Origin of the sequence: Scytonema sp. HK-05 (assembly GCF_963872035.1) — a bacterium.
GTDB lineage: Bacteria > Cyanobacteriota > Cyanobacteriia > Cyanobacteriales > Nostocaceae > Kalymmatonema.
In genome coordinates, this window is record NZ_CAWMYC010000104.1 from 25,356 (window position 1) to 46,040 (window position 20,685).

A 20,685-nucleotide genomic window follows, 5' to 3' on the forward strand; every position below is an offset into this window, starting at 1 on the left:
TTTCCTATCTTCTTAAGAAGCTTTGCGTTCACCCGTTTTTTCACATCCGATGCTCGCCCATGCATATTTGTCTGCGTCGTCTCCAGCAACATCAGGCGTAATGCCCATGTAAGCTAACGCTCCTGCTATGGTGGGGGGCTGGATATGACCTGCAAGTAAGCGATCTACAATCGACAGATGTCCAGCGTATCGTTCTGGGTTTTGTTCAAAAATCCACTTGCAAGGCTCACAGCAGAATTGGTACACGCGTTCTTTGTGCTTAACCACTCTAGGTTTGGGAGCTTCAAGAGCCGACGGCGCGGAGCTAATTGGCAGTTGACAAAGGTTGCAAATTGCTGGGAAAGTTTCTGGATAAGTGAGTTCGATGCGATTGTTGCGTATGTTTTCAGTAATCACATCCCAATATGGACCAAACTGCTTTTCCCAATTGGGATATTTTGACTGGAGCCATTCACGCTCAGGTGGGGAAACGCCAGCGTCTGGATTCCACCACAACGTTGAACGCCAAGTCCAGACACCCAAGTGTATTGCGTGATGATACCATTCCAATTCCTCCAGTAAAAGATCCCAATACCAGGGGAGCTCAACACCCAAATCACGGAACAGATCTACAAACTGTTTAAGAATCCATTCTTCCATGAACTCTTTGAAAGACTGCTGGCGATGCTCCAGAGGTGTGTAGTAGTCCATCGACAAACCCGTCAGCAGAGCGAAGATACGCCATGAGCGCCAGAACATCGTATCAATTAGCTTCTGTGGTATTTCTTTGCCCTGTTTGAGGAGAATTTTCAGGGTTGGCTCACCTTGCTGAGCATGGCGCGATTCATCTGTCTGAATGCTAGAGATGAGTGCGCCGAACTCAATATCGCCCACCTCAAGAGCATCCGCAGCCATACCCAAAAACTGTAAATTGGTAAAACCAGACTCTAAAGTAAAGGTTAACTGTAGTGCTGTTGCGATCGCATCGCTGGCAGTAAACATATCATCACAAAGATGACGGGCAGCAATAATTGCCCAATCATTTGTATGGACTCCCTTGTGAGTCCAGTCAAACTGGATGTCTTTTTCTAAGAGTCCGTGAGCAAACAACAGCTGGATCTGAGTGTGGCGGGTCTCATCAAGGGTGCCAAAAAGCGCCATGTTGCGCCAAGCAGCCGCTCTACCAAAGCGGCTCATACGCGATTCCGCCAACACTGCCAGAATTTCTGGAATTATCATAGCGCCGTAATGAGCTTTCAGCGAAGAAACCCAACCTGGATCGAGATGCTCAAACAGTTTGGAGCGACTGAGCGCTGATTTGACAGAATACACACCTGTATCTTTTTCACATTGGTTATGGACGTATTCCCGGTAGGTGATTTTGTAAGACTCGTCCCATTCGTACCAATCCTTTTCTGGAACGTCGTAATTACCCGCGATTTCTGGAGGAAAGACTTCATCGTAAGTCACGTACTTGAAGTCCCAATTCATGTCACGTGCCAAATCGTACCAGTCAGAGCGATTGAGCTTGGGCATAAAAACCAGTTCTCCATTTATTGGGATTTATTTGCTCAAAGTTGTTAATGAGCAAGTTTGCAATCTTAGATAGCTAGGTCAACTTTAATCCGAGGTCTTAACAATCTCGAGTAATTTTACCCAGTTTTAAGCATTGACTAAAATTACATTATGTGGATTCTTTTAACGACTTATGGAAAGTCGGATAACTCCCCTTATATATTTAATCGGTGTCAGCAAAAGTAACTTATGCACTTAAAACAGTGAACAGCTACCTACGCAGTGACGCCTGCGGGCGCTTTGGGGGATTTAAACCCCCCACCAACGCTCTCTGGTGCTCTTGGTGGGGGACTTAAACATGCAAAGGATGAAACTGATAACTGATAACTGGTAACTGTTAAAGCTTTTGCAGATACTCTGGTGGCACATGATCCACGAGCCAAACACCATTCTCAGAACAATAGAAGGTGTAACCTGCTTGGTACATCGCCGCTGCATCTACCGCAAACACCACAGGTTTTCCATGCCTTGCACCAACAGCTTTTGCTATGGCAATATCTCGTGATAAATGGACATGATGGCGCGACATTTTGGATAATCCCATTTGGAGAATTGCCTCCACCGAACCTTGTGCCGTACCGTGATAAAGCATATCTGGAGGAACAACAGGTTCCAATTGCAAATCAACTTCTACGCTATGCCCTTGGTTAGCACGAATTAAAGTGCCTGTAGAGTCGAAGGAAAAGCGTTTTTTATCGTTGTTTGCGACGACTTCATTCAGTTCCTCACGGCTGAGAGGAAAATGGTTTCTCGCACAAGCTGCTAACAGTTCATCAACAGGAACCCAGCCACCAGGAGCAAGTTTAATACCAAGGCGATCAGGTTGATGACGCAGGTGTTTACTGAGATATTTGCTGATTTTAACGAGGCGAGAATTGTCCATTAACTTGTTCAATCAAATCGATGCAATTTTCTGAGTGGGGACATAATTTGGGAAAACTTGATTCAGTTTTGCTTCCCCCAAATTCATATAAGACCTAATGAGTGGAAGAAAGGTTCAAGGGTGATGGAGTTGTCAGGTTTTTAGAATTAGCGGCTCATCGTATGATAGAACTTGTCACGATAGTGGACGCAATAATGGATTTCTTCAAACAGGCTGGTATATCTCTGCTAGGAGGCTGGATTATCGGCATTGCGGTTGCTGCAATGAAGTTACCAGCTCCGGTACCTCCGTTAATGGGGTTAATTGGAGCCGCTGGCGTGTTACTCGGTGGCTACTGTTACGAACTCATCATCCGACTGCTGTTTAGATCGTCCTAGAGAAATTCCTTCACCAGAGTTGGTTGACTTTCGCCAAATCCACATTACCACCGGTAATAATCACCCCAACTCTAGCCCCCGGTGCCTTCACTACTCCTTCCAACAAAGCCGCAGCTGCTAACACCCCAGTCGGTTCAACGACAATTTTGAGGCGTTCCCATAAAAAGAACATGGTGCGAAGAATCGCTTCTTCTGATACCGTAACCATATCATCGACATAATGCAGCACCAACGGGAAAGTAATCTTACCCAAATAAGGAGTACGCGCACCGTCAGCAATCGTATCGGGATTGTTGACAGTTTGCAGGGTTTTGGTGTGAAAAGAGCGTGTCGCATCATCAGCAAGTTCTGGTTCTACTCCTATCACCCGACACTTAGGTAATACAGCTTTAGTGGCGATCGCACAACCAGAAAGTAATCCACCGCCACCGCAACAAACAAGCAGTAAATCTAGTTCACCAACTTCCTCAATAAGTTCTTTGGCAGTAGTTCCTTGTCCTGCCACAATGTGAGGATGGTCATAAGGAGGAATCAACACACTTCCTCGCTCTGTTAGTAAACTTTGGGCTAATTCCTCCCTGTTTGTTTGCTTGCGGTTATACAAAATGACTTCAGCGCCATACCCACAAGTCGCAGCTAGCTTTACAGATGGAGCGTCATCAGGCATAGCGATGGTAGTAGGAATATTTAGCAGTTGTCCAGCAAGTGCTATTCCTTGAGCATGATTCCCTGATGAAAACGTCAAAACGCCTTTTTGCTTCTGTTGTTCAGATAACTGTGACAATGCATTGTATGCACCTCTAAATTTAAAAGATCCCGTGCGCTGGAAGTTCTCGCACTTGAAAAACACTTGGCTATTGGTGCGTGAGTTGACAGTTTTTGAGGTAAGAACAGGAGTGCGGTGAGCGATACCAGCTAAACGCTTGGCTGCGGCTTCAACATCAGTTATGGTGACAGAATTATGCTGTGACATTGATGGGAATATTTTAAGTGAAAGAGTAATCAGACAAATCACCTACAGATTTGTAGCCGATCGCCTGGTAAATGTAATTTGAAGTCGGGTTTGCCAAATCAGTGAACAAAAAGCAGTATCGATGTCCCGCTTTAAGTAAGGTTTCGCTCAAAGCCGCCACACAAGCACTGGCGTAACCCTTTCTGCGGTGTTCTGGTGGTGTGTAAACCAAACTAACCCTTGCACCGTTGGGCGTTACACCAACTTGGCACGCCATTGAGACGGGGGTTTCATCTTCCCAAATGTAAGCACTAGCCGACTGCAAATAGTGTTCTACCCTACGTTCAACTCCTGGCTCAACACTACCCAAGGCTTCCAGCCCAAAGGCTTCAAACCAACCGATAAGAAGTTCTCGCTCACTCTCAGTAGCAATACGTAAGCGACCTGTTGCTTGGGGAATTGCTTGCACCTGCTCCAGTTGGAAAGCACGCAGCGCCATTTTTAGTTGGTAGGATTGACCAGTCAGGGAATGCCAAGCCTCTGCAAACGCTTTTGCCTCAATAGTAGGGGCGTTGATTCCTCGTAATGACTCTTGGGTCAGGTGGAGGTCTTGGGTTATAACCTCAATAGCCCCAAAATCCTGTATCTTTGACAATAGCAAGTTTCGCGGAGGTATTTTCATCACCACTGCAACGATATCTCCGTCCACTTCAACAGTTGCCAAGTAGGGCTTTTCCTCGAAGCGTTCGGGGTTGTGAATCAAGGCGTTACAAAGTCCAAGTAGCATATTATGGAGTGCTTCTTGTTTGAGCAAGTAGTCTTTTACCCGCTCGTAAAATTGGTTTGCATCTTCAAAACGATTGATTTTCATTAACATCACTTATGGTAGTGACAGAATTATGCTGTAGCATCAACGGTAATGTTTTTGCTGAAAGAGTAATCGTTCCAATCTCCGACTCTTTGGTAGCCGATCGCCTGGTAAATATGATTTGAAGTTGGGTTTGCCAAATCAGTGAACAAAAAGCAGTATCGACACCCTTGATCTAAAAGGGTTTGACTTAAAGCCGCCACACAAGAAGTAGCATAGCCCTTTCTTCGGTACTCTGGGGGCGTGTACACAGGTCCAATCAATGCACTACTCGGTGTGAATAGTCTACTACGAGCCATTGATACTGGTACTTGATCCTGCCAAACATAGAGACTGTTCTGGCTTAAATAATGTTTTATAGTGCGTTCTTCATTTCCCTCAACAGATCCAAAGGCTTCTATTGCAAATGCTTTGTACCAATCTACTAAGAAAAACGACTCATCCTCAGTCGCCAGGCGCAAGTACCCACTTGACCTAGAAATTGGCTGCACTTTGTCAAGTTGATGAATTCGTAATTGCTTCTCTAGTTTATAGGACTGACTCGTAATATCTTGCCAAACTTGAGCAAAAGCAAGAGCTTCCGCAGCTAAACCACTGACGCCTGGTAACTGCTGCTGCTCAGAATGCAAATCTTCCGCGATTGCGCGGAGCGCAGTGCCGCAGGCGATCGCCTCCACTGCTGCAAACTTTTCTATCTTTGATAAAATCAACCTGCGAGGCGGTGTTCTCATTGCCACTGCAACAATCTTTCCATCCATCTCTACACTTGCCAGGTACGGTTGGCAATCATATTGTTGTGGATGGTGAATTAAAGTATTGCAAATTCCTAGTAACAGGCAATGCAATGCTTCCTGACTCAGCAAGTAGTCTTTCACCCGCTCATAAAATTGACTTGCATCCTCAAACCGATGGAGTTTCATCTCACTCTCCTGAATTTTCGCTCCTCTTCGTAGCTCCTGACTCAACAGTTGCGCTATTCATTTGTTGTTGCAAAACAGCAAGTTGTAAAAATATGCTTTTCTCCATTCCACCAGCTTCCATTGTTTGCATCCAGTGCATCATAGATGAGAGAATGAGTTCTTTAAGATAGGCAAAGGAAAAGCCATGCGTCATTTCAGCAATCTGAGTTATTGCTGCTTCAGACAAGCGCATTGCAGGTTGAAATTTGTCGTTCCACAAGTTTATATATGCTACGCGCTCCGTCAAACTTGGTAACTCAAAATAATATTTGCGGTCAAAGCGACTGGGGCGCTCCAAAATTGCTGGATCTATACGTTCTGGATGGTTCGTTGTGGCTAAAATCGCTATTCCCGTATTGATGGCAAAACCATCAAGTTCATTCAAAAAGAACGAGCGATTTTCCGCGTCTACCAGGGAATCAAGGTCTTCTAAAACTAGAATACACGGTGCGGACTGTCGCGCTCTTTGGAAGACTTGACGAATGTTGTGGTGAGGATTCTCGTACTCCGACTTTAAGCTTTTGACGTACAAGCACGGCTGCTGCATCTTATTAATCAAAGCTTTGACGGCGTGGGTTTTGCCATTTCCGGGAGAGCCGATAAACAAAATCCCTCGCTTCCAAGGTAAACCGCAATCTTCGTAAGTCTCTTGTGAATCAAAAAACTTTGCCAAGTCGTCTTGAATTTCTTGTTTAAGAGCGCTGGGCAAAATCAGATTATCAAAATTTGCATTCTGAATTGACTCAAACAACTCTGTATTTTTTGACCAATAACCCTCTTCAAATACCAAAATTTCGCTTCTAACTTCCGAGTTCCACTCACAAACAGCAGCAAAAAACTTTTCAGCAATGTCTTTGCTGTCAGCCAAAATCCAATAATATCTGGTTTTACAATAACCATCCTGAAAACTTATGAGCAGGACATCTAAGTTATATCCTTCCCATGTCACTTCAAAGTTGCCATTTTCAGTAGAGTTATCAATTTTGTTTTCCATGCCATCCCAACCAGAAATAATCTGATTATGGATGTAGGTATCAGATGTTTTAATAGTACAGAAATTTGCCTCAGCGTACCTCTCTAAATCAAAAGCATAATCACTACCTTCTAGCAGTGCTTTTTTCGGATAAAGTGCTGCTAATTCCTGACTGACATAATAGGTAATGGCGTTAGTAGGAAGGTTAAGTGCTTCTAAAATCAGTTGTTGAGTTTTCACGAGTTTAAGTACTTTGAAATTTGTTGAAAGACACGTTTATTTTAGGTGCGCAATGCCCACCCTACTTCTAAAGCGTATTGTCGCTTTCCTACTCCCTTCCCTGTGCATGATTACCTATTTTTTCTTGGCGCTCTTGGCGGTTTTTTTAATAGGTAATCTTTTGGCGGGATAGGAGTAATTTGTTATCTTGTGGGAATAGATTTTCCTTACAATCTCTACAAAAGCTTTGAAACAAATTCCAGATATTTACTACAGAAGAATTCGCTTTTCTAACGTAAACATAATGACTTCAAGACGCTAGGCTAAGAAACCCATCCATTAAACAAACCGTTGCGTAAACTCACACATCAAATCTACCCTGCCTTTACGTAGCATTGCTGGGTCTAATCTTTCTGTGGTGTTGCAAGTCATCAACACAACTAATCGCTGCTGTATATGAATACCAGCCTCATCAATCACACTTTGGTACAACGTTCCATCCAGCAAACTCAAAATATGTTCGGTTTTGTTACTGTACTGCGCCACCTCAGAAGCACGATTTTGTGCTAAATTATCAGCTTCATTAATAATGATACAAATTCTTTCTAAGTATGTTGGCGGGACAAAGTTGGCGATCGCATCATGATCCAAAATAAAAATCACATACCCCAAAGGCATCAAAATTTCTTTTGCGACTGCTTGCGTCCATGCAGTTTTACCCGTACCTGGTTCTCCATGTACCAAAACCGCTAACTGCTTCTGATTAAGAATCGCCTGCTGAACTGAATCAGTAAACCCTTGAATATCCGTGGGGAAACTCCGAACGGGAAATTGACTGTTAACTTTACCCACACGGCTTTGATATCCACTCAGCATAATTGCCAGGTCGTATGTCGCTTTGTTAATCAGTGGAGTCAGATTTTTTGCCATTAAAGTATACTGCCGTCGTCCTCTATCAAAGGAATCTATTTGTAGCCAAATGTCATCCTTAGACCAGTAAGCATAAACGGTGTTAACAACGTCCAAACGCTCCCAGTTCACAAATTTCTCGACTGGCAGATAAAAATCCCGTTCCATATAATATTGCGTGATGATATCAGGACGTCCCAACACATCTAAAACGCGTAACACAGTAATTTCTTGAAGACGATTAAGAACATAATCAATGGGAATACTGTTACGGCTGACAAATTGGACGATAGGCGTTTCCGTACTTAAAACGTCTTTGTAACGATGATCTGGTGTTAGGGGGTCGGGTGTGACGTAATTCCAATATTTTTCTACTTCGTAGCGCGTATTATCAGATACAATATTTAAGAAATTAGCCCACCAAGTATAATTATTCCGTCCCAATACCTCAGCAATATTACTTGCTAGATTCAAACTTTTTTGAGTAAACTCCCGCGTGTCGTTAGACAACAGTTGCCATATAAACTCCCAGTCCAACTCTCTATGGAAGGGTCGCCAGCCTGTTGCCAGTAAGCTTTGACGGTTACTATTGGCAGAACCGCCTTCATTGTTTCTATAGTATTCAAAGTCCATATTGTCAGTTGTGCAGCAGTATAACAGCTTTACAAATCGGTGCATTAAGCTTTACTCACGCACGATAGCATACTTAAAAGATATCCTCAGGCATGATTGTCATCATCATTTCTTTGCTGACTCCAGAAAATTTTACGAGTCTGTTTGCCTGCCTCTCAATTGTCTTTTCAAAGATATTTCTCACAAGCCTTCCATTTCCAAACTTCTTATCTCGATTTGTGTATAATTCAGTGAATTTCTTCAGTAATACCTGCTTTGATGTTTCCGTTAGCTTGAAATGATTCTGCCTACAAATTTTTTCAAAAATCTTGAGTAGCTCATTAGGTTTATAATTTTCAAAGTAAAAATACTTATTAAATCTTGATTGTAGCCCAGGGTTGGCATCAATAAATCTTGACATCTCTTCACTATAGCCAGCAACAATGACTACCAATCTGTCTCTAGAATCCTCCATTCTTTTCAATAGAGTGTCTATGGCTTCTTGTCCGAAATCATTCTTAGATCCTTCTGGTGCAAGTGCATAAGCTTCATCAATAAACAGCACCCCGTCCAATGCTGACTCAACAAGCTGGTCTACCTTGATTGCAGTTTGTCCAACGTACCCTGCAACTAATCCTGATCTATCAGTTTCCACAAGATGACCTTTAGCGAGTATCCCTAGCTGTTTGTATATTTCACCCATTAGACGAGCAACTGTCGTCTTTCCAGTTCCAGGAGGTCCACAAAATACAGAGTGCAATGTGACAGAAATATTAGCAAGTCCTTTTTCCTCGCGAAGCTTCTGTATTTTAAGGAAGTTAATCAGAGTATTTATCTCATCTTTAACATTCTGCATCCCCACAAGATTATTTAGCTGCTCAAGAACAATCTCCAAACCTTCAGGATTCAAATCAGATTGATCTGTATAATTTTTTTTTCCAGAGCGCTTTAGCTCTGCTTTCATGCGTTGCAGTTCAGCTTCAATCTCATTATCCCAAAAAGCCATATCCCATCCCTTTTACAAGTTATTGAGTAGAGTAAGCAATATCCACTTAGATCCTGGGATACACATCTCACCTTATCTAAGATAATCTCGTATAACTTGTAGTGGCAATTTGGTAAAAAAAGATTCACTCTAGGGACACTCATGCTGTGGTCTTAGTTGCCGCTTCAAGCCCCTAACTTTAGTTATCGGGATTGATAATTTTGAATCCTGAATTTTGAATTAAGCATAAGCGCAAAGCGCAGGCTGCGCCAAGCGCGTAAGCTTCTCGCTCCGCGAGGCATGCGTAGCCTGCCCAAAGGGCTTAGCGGTGACACCTTCTTGTTTATGTATGCGCTCCTTCAGCAGCAACTAGACAAGCAAATTGATTGAGAAATTTTTGGTTTTTGTTTATTTTGCCTTTTATACTACTTCAATACTACATGGTGTGTCAAGGAGCTAGACAAAAATTTTTCCATTTTTATACCATCAGAATAAATAAGGAGTGTTGAGCCGCGCTTTCTTTGTGCGGTATGAGGCTAAGAGGGTATGGGTGTAATATCATGTCCGGATGAACACTTATGAAAAACGAAGAACCTCACCCCAACCCTCTCCTTGCTAAGAACAGGGTTGGGGCGAAGTCAAGCAGGAATTATAAGTAATTAAGCGGACTTGATATAACCGATATTCTTCGCTTGCAGCCCTAAAAAGGCACTACACGCTACAAGCCAATACCCCAGTTCCTAAAGAGGTTGGTTAACTTTGTATAAGAAAATGCCATGCAGATATGTATCTTCCAGGGTGTTACGTTAAATTATTATTAAATATATTAAGTACTTATGATTTCTTTGCTAAACTTTTTGTCCACTTTACATATAATGAAAAAGTGTCTTCTCACTTTGTCTGCTTGAGGTATTCTTTCCTTGGAGCTAATTGGGTGAGCAAAGATCATCAACTTGACAGAGTTGAGACACGAGCCAGTCTAATGTGAGCGCCAACAGACCGCTCACAGAATGCCTCGTTTGTTCTCTCAAGACAGATGATGAACATCATATGAATCTTATGGAGAAGAAATGGAACAGGCACAAGTCGCTATAAGTGATAAAATGAAGCACAAATCCCAGTCGCCTTTAATATTGGCGGTTGAGGATAATGAAGATAACTTACTGTTGTTGAGTTATGCTCTTGAGTCGCTCGGTTGTAAGCTAATATGTCAAAAAGATAGTTTAACAACAGTACTTGTTGCCAAAGAGTATCAGCCAGACTTGATACTGCTAGATATTTTGTTACCTGGTGTGAGTGGGATTGATATTGTGCGTTCTCTGAAACAGGAACCGCTAACTAGTAACATTGCAGCTATTGCAGTGACAGCATTGGCTAGTGCGGAAGACAGAGAACACATCCTCAATGCAGGTTTCAACGACTACATCAGTAAGCCTTACATGATAGAAGACTTAGAAGCTCTAGTGCGCCGCTACCTCTGTAAGAAATTGAATCCAAATTCCGTTTTTAACTTATGTGAGGATGAATCATAATCACGCAGATTTTGGAGTCAAACTTGTGTCCGATAAAGTTCTTCTCCTTGCCTTGTGATTTGGAGTCGGAGTGCGAACAGTAGGTGTATCCGTCAAAACAGCAATAATACCAGTACGACCAGTCTCTAATGTGGCATCACTGAGTATTTCTATAACTGTAACATTTAAAGTTTCTTCAATCAGTGCCTTAAGTTGTGGCTGAATAGCATCATCTAAATCTGAGCGAACCTGTTCAGCCAGTTCTAGCCGACCTGTATGAGCCAGCAAGAGTTCTGGTGCCGTGATCGAACCTTCCATGACAATCACTACATTTTGCTCCGATAGCTGACAGATCACCTTAGTGGGTTGATGTCCAAGTTGGTCACGATACAGAGCTTGAATACGTTGTGCTAATGTTCTTTCTACTTGACCGCGAGTTGGTGTTGATGTACTCATGTGTTTCTTTTTCCTAGAGATTTAGACCACTAACGACAAGCCAGAAAGTCATGTGATGAATTATGAGTTACTGAACTTCTGACGCGTCGCTCATACTTGCTTGGAGTTAAAACCCCAAACTACGTCTGTTTAGTTTTTGAGTTGTCGTTAGCAGTGTAGGTTTATCATTAAGTGTAAAAAAACTCAGGAATCCCTAATTACTGATAAAATTATATTGGGAAGAATTGCGGAAACTCACCATCCGAATGCAGTATTTCTCAAAAATTTCTATTTCACCTCTTGGCATAAGGGCTGATACGTATATTCAGCCGAAAGCTGCAATGGCGTGGAGCGCACTGCGGTAGTCCTGGGCACAGGCTACATTAACAAAGTAGCGTTTTTGCTACTCAGAAGCAAGCCTAATTCACCCACGTCAAGCAGCCTTTGGAATGAGAGTTACACTCAAGCTTGCTTCGGTAAACGTACAGCGAAGACACTGCCCTTGCCAAGTTCAGAGAAAACCTCGATATTTCCCTTGTGTGATTCAATGATCCGGCTAGATAGATGCAATCCCAAGCCGCTGCCAGCACGTTTGTTTTTACCTTGGCGAAACCGCTCAAAGATTTTTGCTTGGTCTTCTTTTGCAATGCCGTATCCTGTATCTTGTACCTCAATGATCACCCAAGGATTACCGTGAGGGTTTGAGGGTGTTTCAGAAATAGTAATATTTACACTTCCTGTATCTGTAAACTTAATAGCATTGCCTATAAGATTGCTGATCACGCGCCGTAATTCTAGGCGATCGCCCTTCACCACACCAGCAGTTTCGTCTTGTGGATCTAACTTGCTCTTGTCTACATTCACAGCCAACCCCTTCTCCATTGCAAGAGAACTGAGTTCTTGAGCAACTTCTTCAACCAAAAGCCCCATATTGCAGCTTTCCATTTGCAAGGTCTTTTTCCCTGCCTCGAAGCGGTAAACTTCAAGGAGGTTGTTCACCATTTGCAACAAATTTTGGTTGCTGCGCATCATGGCGGATATAGCGGATTTCATGTCGTCAGAAATTGGGCAGAATGTTTCTTGCTCAAACAAAAGCAGCATCCGATCTGCAGCTACTAAGGGAGTTCGCAAATCGTGAGTCAGACGTGAAACAAAGTCCTCGCGTTGGCGTGCCATTTTTTGTTGTTCATCAATACTGTGTTTGAGTCGCAGCATTGATCGCACTCTTGCCAGTAACTCCTCATGATTAAATGGTTTGCGAATAAAATCATCTGCTCCTGCATCCAAGCCTTCGACAACACTTGCATCATGATGTGCCGTTATCAGCAGTATTGGAATATATGATATTTCTGGATTCTTACGAATGCGGCGTGTCACTTCATAGCCATCCATTCCCGGCATCATGACATCTAGCAGAATCAGATCGGGTGGAGACTGAACAACTTGCTCTAAAGCATCCATACCATTGTCTACTAACCCAACTTCATATCCTTCAACCTCTAAAATTGTCTGTAGCAACACGAGATTATCAGGATTATCATCAACGGCAAGTATACGTTCTACTTTAGAAGCTTCTTCGTCTAACATAGTTATTTGCTTTATAGAGAATAAAAATTTATAGTTTGATTTCCGTTTTCTATTTTAGAGTTACCTGTCTCTACTCTTGTTTTGCAGACCTTCTTGAGCAAAGTGAGAAATTTCCTGCTTCCAAAAACTTTTTTTGGCGGACGCAGGAGTATTTGATGCCCCATCTGCACCATGTTGCATTGAAGATGATATTTGACGGGGAAGTTGAATCCGAAAGACAGAACCTTGACCTAACTGACTTTCAACGGTGATGTTACCACCCATCATTTGCACCAGCGCTTTTATGATTGGCAAACCCAATCCTGTCCCGGAATATTTGCGAGTGGTACTTTGATCAACTTGCCGAAAAGCTTCAAAAATATTTTCTAGATCCGCAGGAGCAATACCTATGCCAGTATCGCAAACCGCAATTTCCACTTGATTTCCTGGCACTTCCTTAAGTTCAACTGCAATACTGCCAGACTCTGTAAACTTGATGGCGTTTGAGAGCAGGTTTGTTAAAATCTGTCGTATACGAGTTGGATCATTAAACACGACAAGGTTTTGCAACTCAATTTGAATCAACAAAGACAGATTTTTTTCCTCTGCCAGAGAACGCATCTCTTGCACGGTAGCATTGACGAGCTTTGACAAATCAAAGATTTCTGGTTTTAAATCTAACCTTCCTGCCTCTAGTTTAGAAAAGTCGAGAACTTCATTGAGCAGCATCAGCAAATGCTTGCCATTGTTGAATATACGCTGTATCATATCTTGTTGCTTATCTGTCAGTTCACCACACTTAGGACGCAACAAGAGCTGAGAAAACCCAATGATGGCATTCATGGGAGTCCGCAATTCATGAGACATTGTTGCCAGAAACTGCGACTTCAGGCGTGATGCTTCAATGAGTTTCAAATTTTGTAGTTCTATATGTCGCCGCTGTGCTTCCAGTTCCTGGTTCTTACGAATGAGTAGCGAATTACTTTCGCGCAGTTGTTGATTTGCTAAAGCGACTTGCATTTCTGCGCGGTGAACCCGGATGGCATTGCGCAAAATCTGTGCCAAGATTTCTGATGATAACCGCGACTTGGAGAGATAATCGCTAGCACCTGCTTTCATCAGTTCAACTGCTATCTGGTCGTCTCCTTGACCTGTGAGGACGATAACAGGCACTCTGATATTATTGGAACGTAGGTTTTGCAGCAGGCTTAAACCATCTTGGTCTGGTAAGCGATAGTCAAGAAATACACAGTCATACGAAGTACCATTATTTAGGAGAGCGATCGCACTTTTGCCATCGCCCACCTCAGACAGTTCCATTTCAACGCCTGCTTTGGTAAGCGCACGACGCACTGCGATTCGGTCTACTTCGTCATCGTCTACTACTAAAATTTTGAGTTTCTCTTCCATTACTTCTAGCCATTGCCATGAAACACACTATTTTTCTTTATATCAGTTATCTTTTCTGAGCAAATGTCTAAGATTTTATTGTTAGAAGTTGCTTTAAAAAAAATTTAGTTAAATTTTATAGTCGAAGAAGGCTAGTTAAACAACCAACCATTGATCACTAACAACACTATTTTCAGATCTCAAACCTCAAATTGCCCCAAATATTAGCTTATGGCATTTCGCACAATGTCCAATACTTATTCAGCGTTGCCATGAGTTCAATAAAGTTCGCGAAAGTCACAGGCTTAAGGATATAGCCCGCAACGTTGAGGTTGTACGCTTCTACGCGGTCTTTATCTTGGTTTGAGGTGGTCATAACTACCACAGGGGTTGGTTTTAATTGAGGGTCAGAACGTAATTTTTGCAGGAACTCTATTCCTCCCATTTTTGGCATATTTAAGTCTAGTAAAATCAAGCGTCGCTCTACAGGAACCTCGGGCGGCTCACCGTTTTTGCTACGCAACATTGCTAGCGCCTCAATTCCATTGGTAGCAACATAAAGTGGATTATTAATATTTACTTTCTTGAATGCCCGCTCTACATTCATGACATCAACTTCGTCATCCTCCACAAGTAGTATGTTAATCACTTTTTCTGACATTTCCTTTGATTGAATACAACCTGTTTGCTCTACATTCCAGCGGATTGATAAAAATTACTGGAATTAAGATGGCAGATAATTGCCTGTGGATGTGTCATAGCACTAAAGCACTAGCACAAACAGCCCAACTGGGCTGAGAATGATTATATAAAAAGCAGACACAGCCAAATCAGAGTAAAAGAAAATACCCCCTTTAGCTCATCATAATTCTAGACACACAGTGATGCACCCGTCTTCACCCCTTGGTCAGAAGTACATATTAACTCCCCACAAGAGTGTCAACAGCCCTTCGGGGAGGGGAACGGTTAAAGGGAAAAGGGGAAAGGGAAGAATTTTCCCCATTTCCACAAACCCCTTCCCCTTTTCCTTACAACTAACTGGCATCAAGTCTATTGAAGTGGTTGCTTGAGCCAAGTGAAGCGGAAAGTGCTTCCTACTCCTAGCTGGGACTCTAAGGTAATGGTACTGCCTTCTGTTTCAATTATTTTCTTAACAATTGCTAAACCAATTCCTGTGCTTTCTTTTTGGTCGCGAGCTTCTAGCGTTTGGAAGATTTGAAAGACCTTATCATAATACTCAGGGGCAATGCCGGGACCATCGTCAGATACAGCAAATTCATAGTACTGTCCTTGGTCTAGTACGGAAACTTTCACATGACCATCTGTTCTGTTGTGGTGCTTAATCGCATTACCAATCAAGTTGCTAAACACTTGGAAAAGAGGTAGTCGTTTGGTCACAAAGCTAGGCATTCCTGGTTCGACCTCAATCGTGAAAGTTTCTGGTGGGTCGAGCAAGTCCATCACTTCCCTCAGCAATGCGTTAACATTTACCATTGACGATGGAGTTTGAGTGCGTCCAACTCGTGAATAGTCTAGCAAACCGTTGATCAGCCCTTCCATACGACTGACTCGCCCTCGTAACAGGCGCATCTGGTGTTGGTTTTCCTCTGGAAGTGTATCTGCGAGGTCTTCTTCTATCCATTCTGAAAGGCTGGCGATCGCCCGCAAGGGTGCTTTAAGATCATGAGACGCGACATAGGCAAACTGGTCAAGTTCATCGTTACGTTTTTTCAACAATGTCGTCGTTTGCGCCAAGATTGTATTCATGCGCGTGAGTTCTTCTGCTCTTTGCTGGAGAGCAATTTCTACTTCTTTGCGATCGCTAATATCAATACACGAACCAATGTACCCAGCAAAACTGCCATCTGGATTCCACCGGGGAGTCCCTTTATCTAAAATCCAGCCATATTCACCATCAAAACGTCTGAGGCGGTATTCACGCGCGTACGGTTCCCTAGCATCAAACGCAGTAATATATGTCTCTAAACAATGCTCGATATCTTCAGGATGCACTCCTTGAGTCCAACCATTGCCTAGTTCTTGTTCGATTGTGCGTCCGGTAAACTCCAACCAACCACTATTAAAGTAAGTACGCAGCGTATCCGAACCAGACACCCAAATCATCACCGGAGCATTTTCTGCCATCGCTTGGAATCTTTTCTCGCTTTCCCGCAACGCTTGTTCTGACTGCTTGCGCTCAGTAATATCTGTCACTGTCCCAACGTAGCCAATCACCTGATCGTCGTCAGTTTCTGGCACTGCTTGTGAAAACACCCAATTTATCCTCCCATTAAGATGGACAAAGCGAAACTCATACTCAAATGGCAGGTATTCTGGAATAATTTGCTTGACTTGCGAGTCGATACGCTCTAAATCTTCTGGATGGACAGCAGATCGCCAACCTTTTCCCAGAGCATCTTCTAGAGAAAGTCCAGCAATTTCACACCATCGTTCATTAACATAATGACAGTTTCCCGACAAATCTGTCCGAAAAATCCCCACAGGCGACACTTGTGCTAGAGTTGCCCACCTGCGCTCACTTTCTTGCAACGCCCGTTCGGCTTGCTTGCGCCCAGTAATGTTATCAAAGGCAATTCCAATACACCGATTTGGTAATGGAAACACTTTAACGCTGAAATAGCTACCTGGTATGCGTTCATCGCCGTAATAAACTTCATACTGATCTATTGCTCGACCAAAATAGGCAACCTCTGCGTACAGTTCCAAAGATGTTCTCCTTTGCAGGAGCATATTAGGAAAACAATCAACAATTTGCTTGCCAACATCTTGTTCGAGAGATATTCCAGTCAGGCGCGATGCAGCAGGGTTTGTAGTCACTAACCGCAACGAGGTAATATCGTTCGGGTCTTCTAAATGCCACACAACCAAGCCGAATTGCATATTATTGACAATATCCCTGTAAAGCTGGTGTTGTCCGTTCAGTGCCTCCAACTGTACTTGGGCTTGTTCACGCTGCAATTGTTGAACAATTCGGTGATTTGGCGAATGCTCTAAATTCCCATTGGGGAAAATGCGACCTTCTGCAACTAATAATACTATCTGCCCAGTTTCATCTCGCAATGGGTTAATATAGAAGTCAACAGTTGCGAGTGGATTGTTTGAGCGAGCGGCATTGACTTGACAGCGAATGCATTTTCCTTTGGCTGCATGAGCAATTGCTTCTCGTAAGGTTGCCTGATCTGCTAAATCCCACCAGTTCACTTCCCAAAAGAAGCGACCAATCAGTTGGGCGTTCGTCAGTCCTCCAAATTCTAAGGCTGTTTGATTAGCTTCAACGAGAGTGCCATCTGGCTTCATTAATGCCATAAATTGAAAGGTCTGGTTGAAGATGGCACGAAAACGTAGCTCACTTTCTCGTAAAGCTGCTTCGACCTGCTCTAATTTCTCTGTATTGGTGTCAGCAGGTTTGAAATATTGAACCATACCTTTGTTTTTTGTTAATTTTTCTTAAAGATGATAGAAAATAAGCGTTATAGTTGAATTTTCAGCCAGAGTTATTTGGTAGCGAAAAACGAGTAACAAATGCTTAATTAGGACTCAATGACTAGGAAAGATACATTCTTCGATCAAAGGTAATTGCTTTCATCCGTCTGGTAAATAGGTAGTTGCGTCATTTGAGGGGTACCAGTTGGAATGTGTACAAGTATTTCATAATATTTCATAAATATTCCATATATCCCAAGCTAGATATTAGCCTCTGTCAAATGAGAGGAAGATAGTAAGCTCCTTATTTCTATCGGTGGATGCAAGTTTGATAAAATATCATCTATCTTTGGTTTTGGAAAATAAAAGAAACACTTTGCAAAAGGTCGGCTCTTGACAGATGCAATTTACACAGAGTGAGTGTAGCAATGAGTGAAATTAGTATCGTTTTAATTGAAGATCATGACCTGACAAGAATGGGGCTAAAGGCTGCACTACAGTCAAATAGCACACTTCGAGTTGTTGGTGAAGCACCAAATGGGACAAAAGGGCTGAAACTTTTGGAAACAGCTAAGCCAGATGTAGCTGTTGTAGATATTGGTTTGCCTGACATAGATGGAATTGAACTCACCAGAAGATTCAGACAGTACCAAACAGAGACAAATGATTCATCAACGAAAATCCTTGTTCTGACAATGGATCATTCAGAAGATGCTGTGCTTGCGGCTTTTGCAGCCGGGGCTGACTCCTACTATATGAAGGATACAAGCATCGATAAGTTGACGGAAGCAATTCAAGCGACTCACACAGGGAACTCTTGGATCGATCCGGCCATCGCTAACGTGGTGCTGCAGCAAATGCGGCAAGGTATCCCAGAAAACCAGGCATCTGATAAGCCCAAGACTGTAAAAATTGAGGCGCTGTCATCTGAGTACGAGCAAGTTTTAGAAACTTATCCACTCACACAACGAGAACTGGAAATTTTAGAGTTGATTGTCGCTGGGTGTAGCAACGGACAGATTGCTGAGAAACTATACATCACAGTTGGTACCGTTAAGACCCATGTCCGCAACATCCTGAATAAACTGTGTGCCGATGATCGTACCCAAGCTGCTGTTCGCGCTTTACGTTCTGGCTTAGTCGCATGAAGCATATACTGATTTTGGATTGAGCCTTGTCAATCATCAAATTAGCCCAACGTGAATCACTTGCCTCAGCGCCCTACTCTCAAGAGGAAATGCACTGTAGAATTCTGACAATTGCAGTCACAATCTGATCACAGATTGAAATTCCCAGCAAAAGTGCGCATACAAGAGTGCCTATAACCTTTAAGTTGAGTGATGAACACGAGTTCAAACACTCTAATCTACTTTGCACTTCCTCTAACGTGCTAGGTTCAATATTCAGTCTTCCAAACACTCACTTGAGTACAGTCTGTTGTAGTGTGAATGCCAATTTGTAGATTTAGCGGTTTTCTTTTATCATTTCTCCTCTTGTCTGTTGTTTTGACTTATGACGAATAACTTAATGACTTTTATAAAGCATCCATGACATTGACCAGCGAAGAAATAAGAAGTTGGTTTATGTCCTAGATAGCATTTAACTTTCGGACTGATATTTTGCAGCCTTCTCAATAATTCCTCATATCAGCCAAAAACTTCCAGTTCTTGGCTGATAATTTATTTGTATTTTCATAGAATTATATTCTTGCTAAATAACTGCAAAGTCCTTATATAAGAACTTTCAATATCAGCCAAAAGTTAAGAATTTTTACCAGGAATCCAGCTAGTGCAATCGGTCAGTTTTGCCTGATTAAAAATATTGATAAGCAAAAGTATATTTAATTTAAATATAAGTAGATAGGTGGAAATAAACAGAACTACCTTAAGAAATGTAAAAACGCCTAAAATCCTTACTAATGACTAATGACTGCCAAAACTTGTTAACTTTATTTGTACCGACCTACTTAATACAATACCGTTCACTTAAGTGTGATTTGTGACAATTGCATGAGTGTAGTGAAAGTGCATACTACGTCTCTACAGAAATCATTAGGCTTTATTTCTAACAGTTATCTCTTGCGACGGAATTGCTACTGGACTTGCGGTAGAAGAGCCGTTTAGTTTGAATTGATAGATTAAAGATGGCAGTGTTAAGGAATTGGAGAATCAAAATATGAATATTATTGCTTGGATAGTTCTTGGTCTTATAGCTGGCGCAATTGGTAAAGCTATTTATCCTGGTCGTCAAGGTGGTGGAATTGTTTCCACTATGATTTTAGGTATTATTGGAGCATTTGTTGGAGGTAGCATAGTTAGCTTGTTACAGACAGGAACAATCCAACTAACTGCAGCTACCCTGAGTATTCCTGGTTTGATTGTTGCTATTCTTGGCGCAATGATAGCCATTTTCATATGGGGCTTAATCACTCGTCGCAGCGCTGTTTAGCTTGATGATAGTAGAAACAATGGTTAGAGCCGATTTTTTAGGGCTAACCTTTTTTTGTTCCAAGCTATCAAAATACTCCACTGTGTAATGTAGTTATACACAGTGGAATATTTTATAAAAGATTGTGTCAATGAACAATTTCACTGAACTTTTGAACATAGTTACGCGAATAGACTATTCTAAAACTTTCTTCACCTCATCTTTTAAATTCTCGGTAGTGTGAATAACTTGGGCTTCAGCTTGCTTGGCTTGACCCTCAGCCTTATCTTGCGGATTGCCACTTAAGTCACCAACTACCTCTTGAATTTTGCCTTCGATATTTTTTGCTGTTGCTTCTATTCTCTTCTCAACGCTCATATCGTACCTCTTCTCTTAGCTATTATTTCTCTATATCAAAGAAAGTATCAGGATTTGCTTTGCTGCGTACCTATCAGAAGAAGGATTTGATGCATAAAAAAAGCATACTTTTATTAATTTTTTTCGAGAAAATTACTTGATATAAATTAATATATAGTCCTATCTCATGATAGATGCAAGTAATAAATATCAATAAAGTAAGATAAAAAATATCTTTCCCAGATTAAATATTGTCAAATTTCCT

At 42.1% G+C, this 20,685-nt stretch carries 18 protein-coding genes; 4 read left to right on the plus strand and 14 right to left on the minus strand.

Annotated elements, in window-relative coordinates:
- Positions 1-12: 12 nt before the first annotated feature.
- Together AACT52_RS18985 and AACT52_RS18990 are read right to left on the minus strand one after the other, a co-directional pair.
- Positions 13-1,515, minus strand: coding sequence for a YHS domain-containing protein (locus AACT52_RS18985; RefSeq protein ID WP_073632860.1), 1,503 nt, complete (start codon positions 1,513-1,515; stop codon positions 13-15).
- 376 nt (positions 1,516-1,891) lie between these two features.
- Positions 1,892-2,437, minus strand: a complete 546-nt coding sequence (locus tag AACT52_RS18990) for an RNA 2'-phosphotransferase (RefSeq protein WP_073632861.1) — start codon at positions 2,435-2,437, stop codon at positions 1,892-1,894.
- A gap of 101 nt (positions 2,438-2,538) precedes the next feature.
- On the opposite strand from AACT52_RS18990, the gene AACT52_RS18995 reads away from it, so the two are divergent.
- Positions 2,539-2,814 (plus strand): hypothetical protein, encoded by a 276-nt coding sequence (locus tag AACT52_RS18995; protein WP_198940954.1) that lies wholly within the window; start codon positions 2,539-2,541, stop codon positions 2,812-2,814.
- Between the two features lie 10 nt (positions 2,815-2,824).
- Here AACT52_RS18995 and AACT52_RS19000 read toward each other — a convergent pair whose 3' ends face one another.
- The 6 genes from AACT52_RS19000 to AACT52_RS19025 all read right to left on the minus strand — a co-directional run bounded on the left by AACT52_RS19000 (position 2,825) and on the right by AACT52_RS19025 (position 9,312).
- Positions 2,825-3,787 carry a threo-3-hydroxy-L-aspartate ammonia-lyase gene (locus AACT52_RS19000; protein WP_073632862.1) on the minus strand — a complete coding sequence of 321 codons (963 nt, stop codon included), beginning with the start codon at positions 3,785-3,787 and terminating at the stop codon, positions 2,825-2,827.
- 13 nt (positions 3,788-3,800) lie between these two features.
- Positions 3,801-4,637: a GNAT family N-acetyltransferase gene (locus tag AACT52_RS19005; RefSeq protein WP_073632863.1), complete on the minus strand. Its 837-nt coding sequence runs from the start codon at positions 4,635-4,637 to the stop codon at positions 3,801-3,803.
- A 26-nt stretch (positions 4,638-4,663) separates the two neighbouring features.
- The gene (locus tag AACT52_RS19010; protein ID WP_073632864.1) at positions 4,664-5,554 is read right to left on the minus strand and encodes a GNAT family N-acetyltransferase; all 891 of its coding nucleotides are present in this window, start codon (positions 5,552-5,554) and stop codon (positions 4,664-4,666) included.
- 1 nt (position 5,555) lies between these two features.
- Complete coding sequence (locus AACT52_RS19015; protein ID WP_073632865.1) at positions 5,556-6,806, minus strand: AAA family ATPase; 1,251 nt, start codon at positions 6,804-6,806, stop codon at positions 5,556-5,558.
- 318 nt (positions 6,807-7,124) lie between these two features.
- Positions 7,125-8,327 carry an AAA family ATPase gene (locus AACT52_RS19020; protein ID WP_073632866.1) on the minus strand — a complete coding sequence of 401 codons (1,203 nt, stop codon included), beginning with the start codon at positions 8,325-8,327 and terminating at the stop codon, positions 7,125-7,127.
- 73 nt (positions 8,328-8,400) lie between these two features.
- Positions 8,401-9,312, minus strand: a complete 912-nt coding sequence (locus AACT52_RS19025; protein WP_073632867.1) for an AAA family ATPase — start codon at positions 9,310-9,312, stop codon at positions 8,401-8,403.
- Positions 9,313-10,361: 1,049 nt separating this feature from the next.
- Between AACT52_RS19025 and AACT52_RS19030 the strand changes: the two genes are divergently transcribed.
- The gene (locus AACT52_RS19030; protein WP_073632868.1) at positions 10,362-10,823 is read left to right on the plus strand and encodes a response regulator; all 462 of its coding nucleotides are present in this window, start codon (positions 10,362-10,364) and stop codon (positions 10,821-10,823) included.
- Here the strand turns inward: AACT52_RS19030 and AACT52_RS19035 are convergent, their stop codons facing one another.
- From AACT52_RS19035 to AACT52_RS19055, 5 genes are all read right to left on the minus strand, one after another.
- Complete coding sequence (locus AACT52_RS19035; protein ID WP_073632869.1) at positions 10,824-11,258, minus strand: DUF2294 domain-containing protein; 435 nt, start codon at positions 11,256-11,258, stop codon at positions 10,824-10,826.
- A 441-nt stretch (positions 11,259-11,699) separates the two neighbouring features.
- Positions 11,700-12,824 (minus strand): sensor histidine kinase, encoded by a 1,125-nt coding sequence (locus AACT52_RS19040; protein ID WP_073632870.1) that lies wholly within the window; start codon positions 12,822-12,824, stop codon positions 11,700-11,702.
- 60 nt (positions 12,825-12,884) lie between these two features.
- Positions 12,885-14,213 (minus strand): ATP-binding response regulator, encoded by a 1,329-nt coding sequence (locus AACT52_RS19045; RefSeq protein WP_073632871.1) that lies wholly within the window; start codon positions 14,211-14,213, stop codon positions 12,885-12,887.
- 208 nt (positions 14,214-14,421) lie between these two features.
- Positions 14,422-14,853, minus strand: coding sequence for a response regulator (locus tag AACT52_RS19050; protein WP_073632872.1), 432 nt, complete (start codon positions 14,851-14,853; stop codon positions 14,422-14,424).
- A 389-nt stretch (positions 14,854-15,242) separates the two neighbouring features.
- Entirely contained in the window at positions 15,243-17,636 is a 2,394-nt protein-coding gene (locus tag AACT52_RS19055; RefSeq protein ID WP_083630410.1) for a PAS domain S-box protein, read from the minus strand.
- A gap of 428 nt (positions 17,637-18,064) precedes the next feature.
- Between AACT52_RS19055 and AACT52_RS19060 the strand changes: the two genes are divergently transcribed.
- Together AACT52_RS19060 and AACT52_RS19065 are read left to right on the plus strand one after the other, a co-directional pair.
- The gene (locus tag AACT52_RS19060) at positions 18,065-18,784 is read left to right on the plus strand and encodes a response regulator (RefSeq protein WP_073632873.1); all 720 of its coding nucleotides are present in this window, start codon (positions 18,065-18,067) and stop codon (positions 18,782-18,784) included.
- 1,027 nt (positions 18,785-19,811) lie between these two features.
- Positions 19,812-20,084, plus strand: a complete 273-nt coding sequence (locus AACT52_RS19065) for a GlsB/YeaQ/YmgE family stress response membrane protein (RefSeq protein ID WP_073632874.1) — start codon at positions 19,812-19,814, stop codon at positions 20,082-20,084.
- 174 nt (positions 20,085-20,258) lie between these two features.
- Here the strand turns inward: AACT52_RS19065 and AACT52_RS19070 are convergent, their stop codons facing one another.
- Entirely contained in the window at positions 20,259-20,441 is a 183-nt protein-coding gene (locus AACT52_RS19070; RefSeq protein WP_041036722.1) for a CsbD family protein, read from the minus strand.
- Positions 20,442-20,685: the final 244 nt, after the last annotated feature.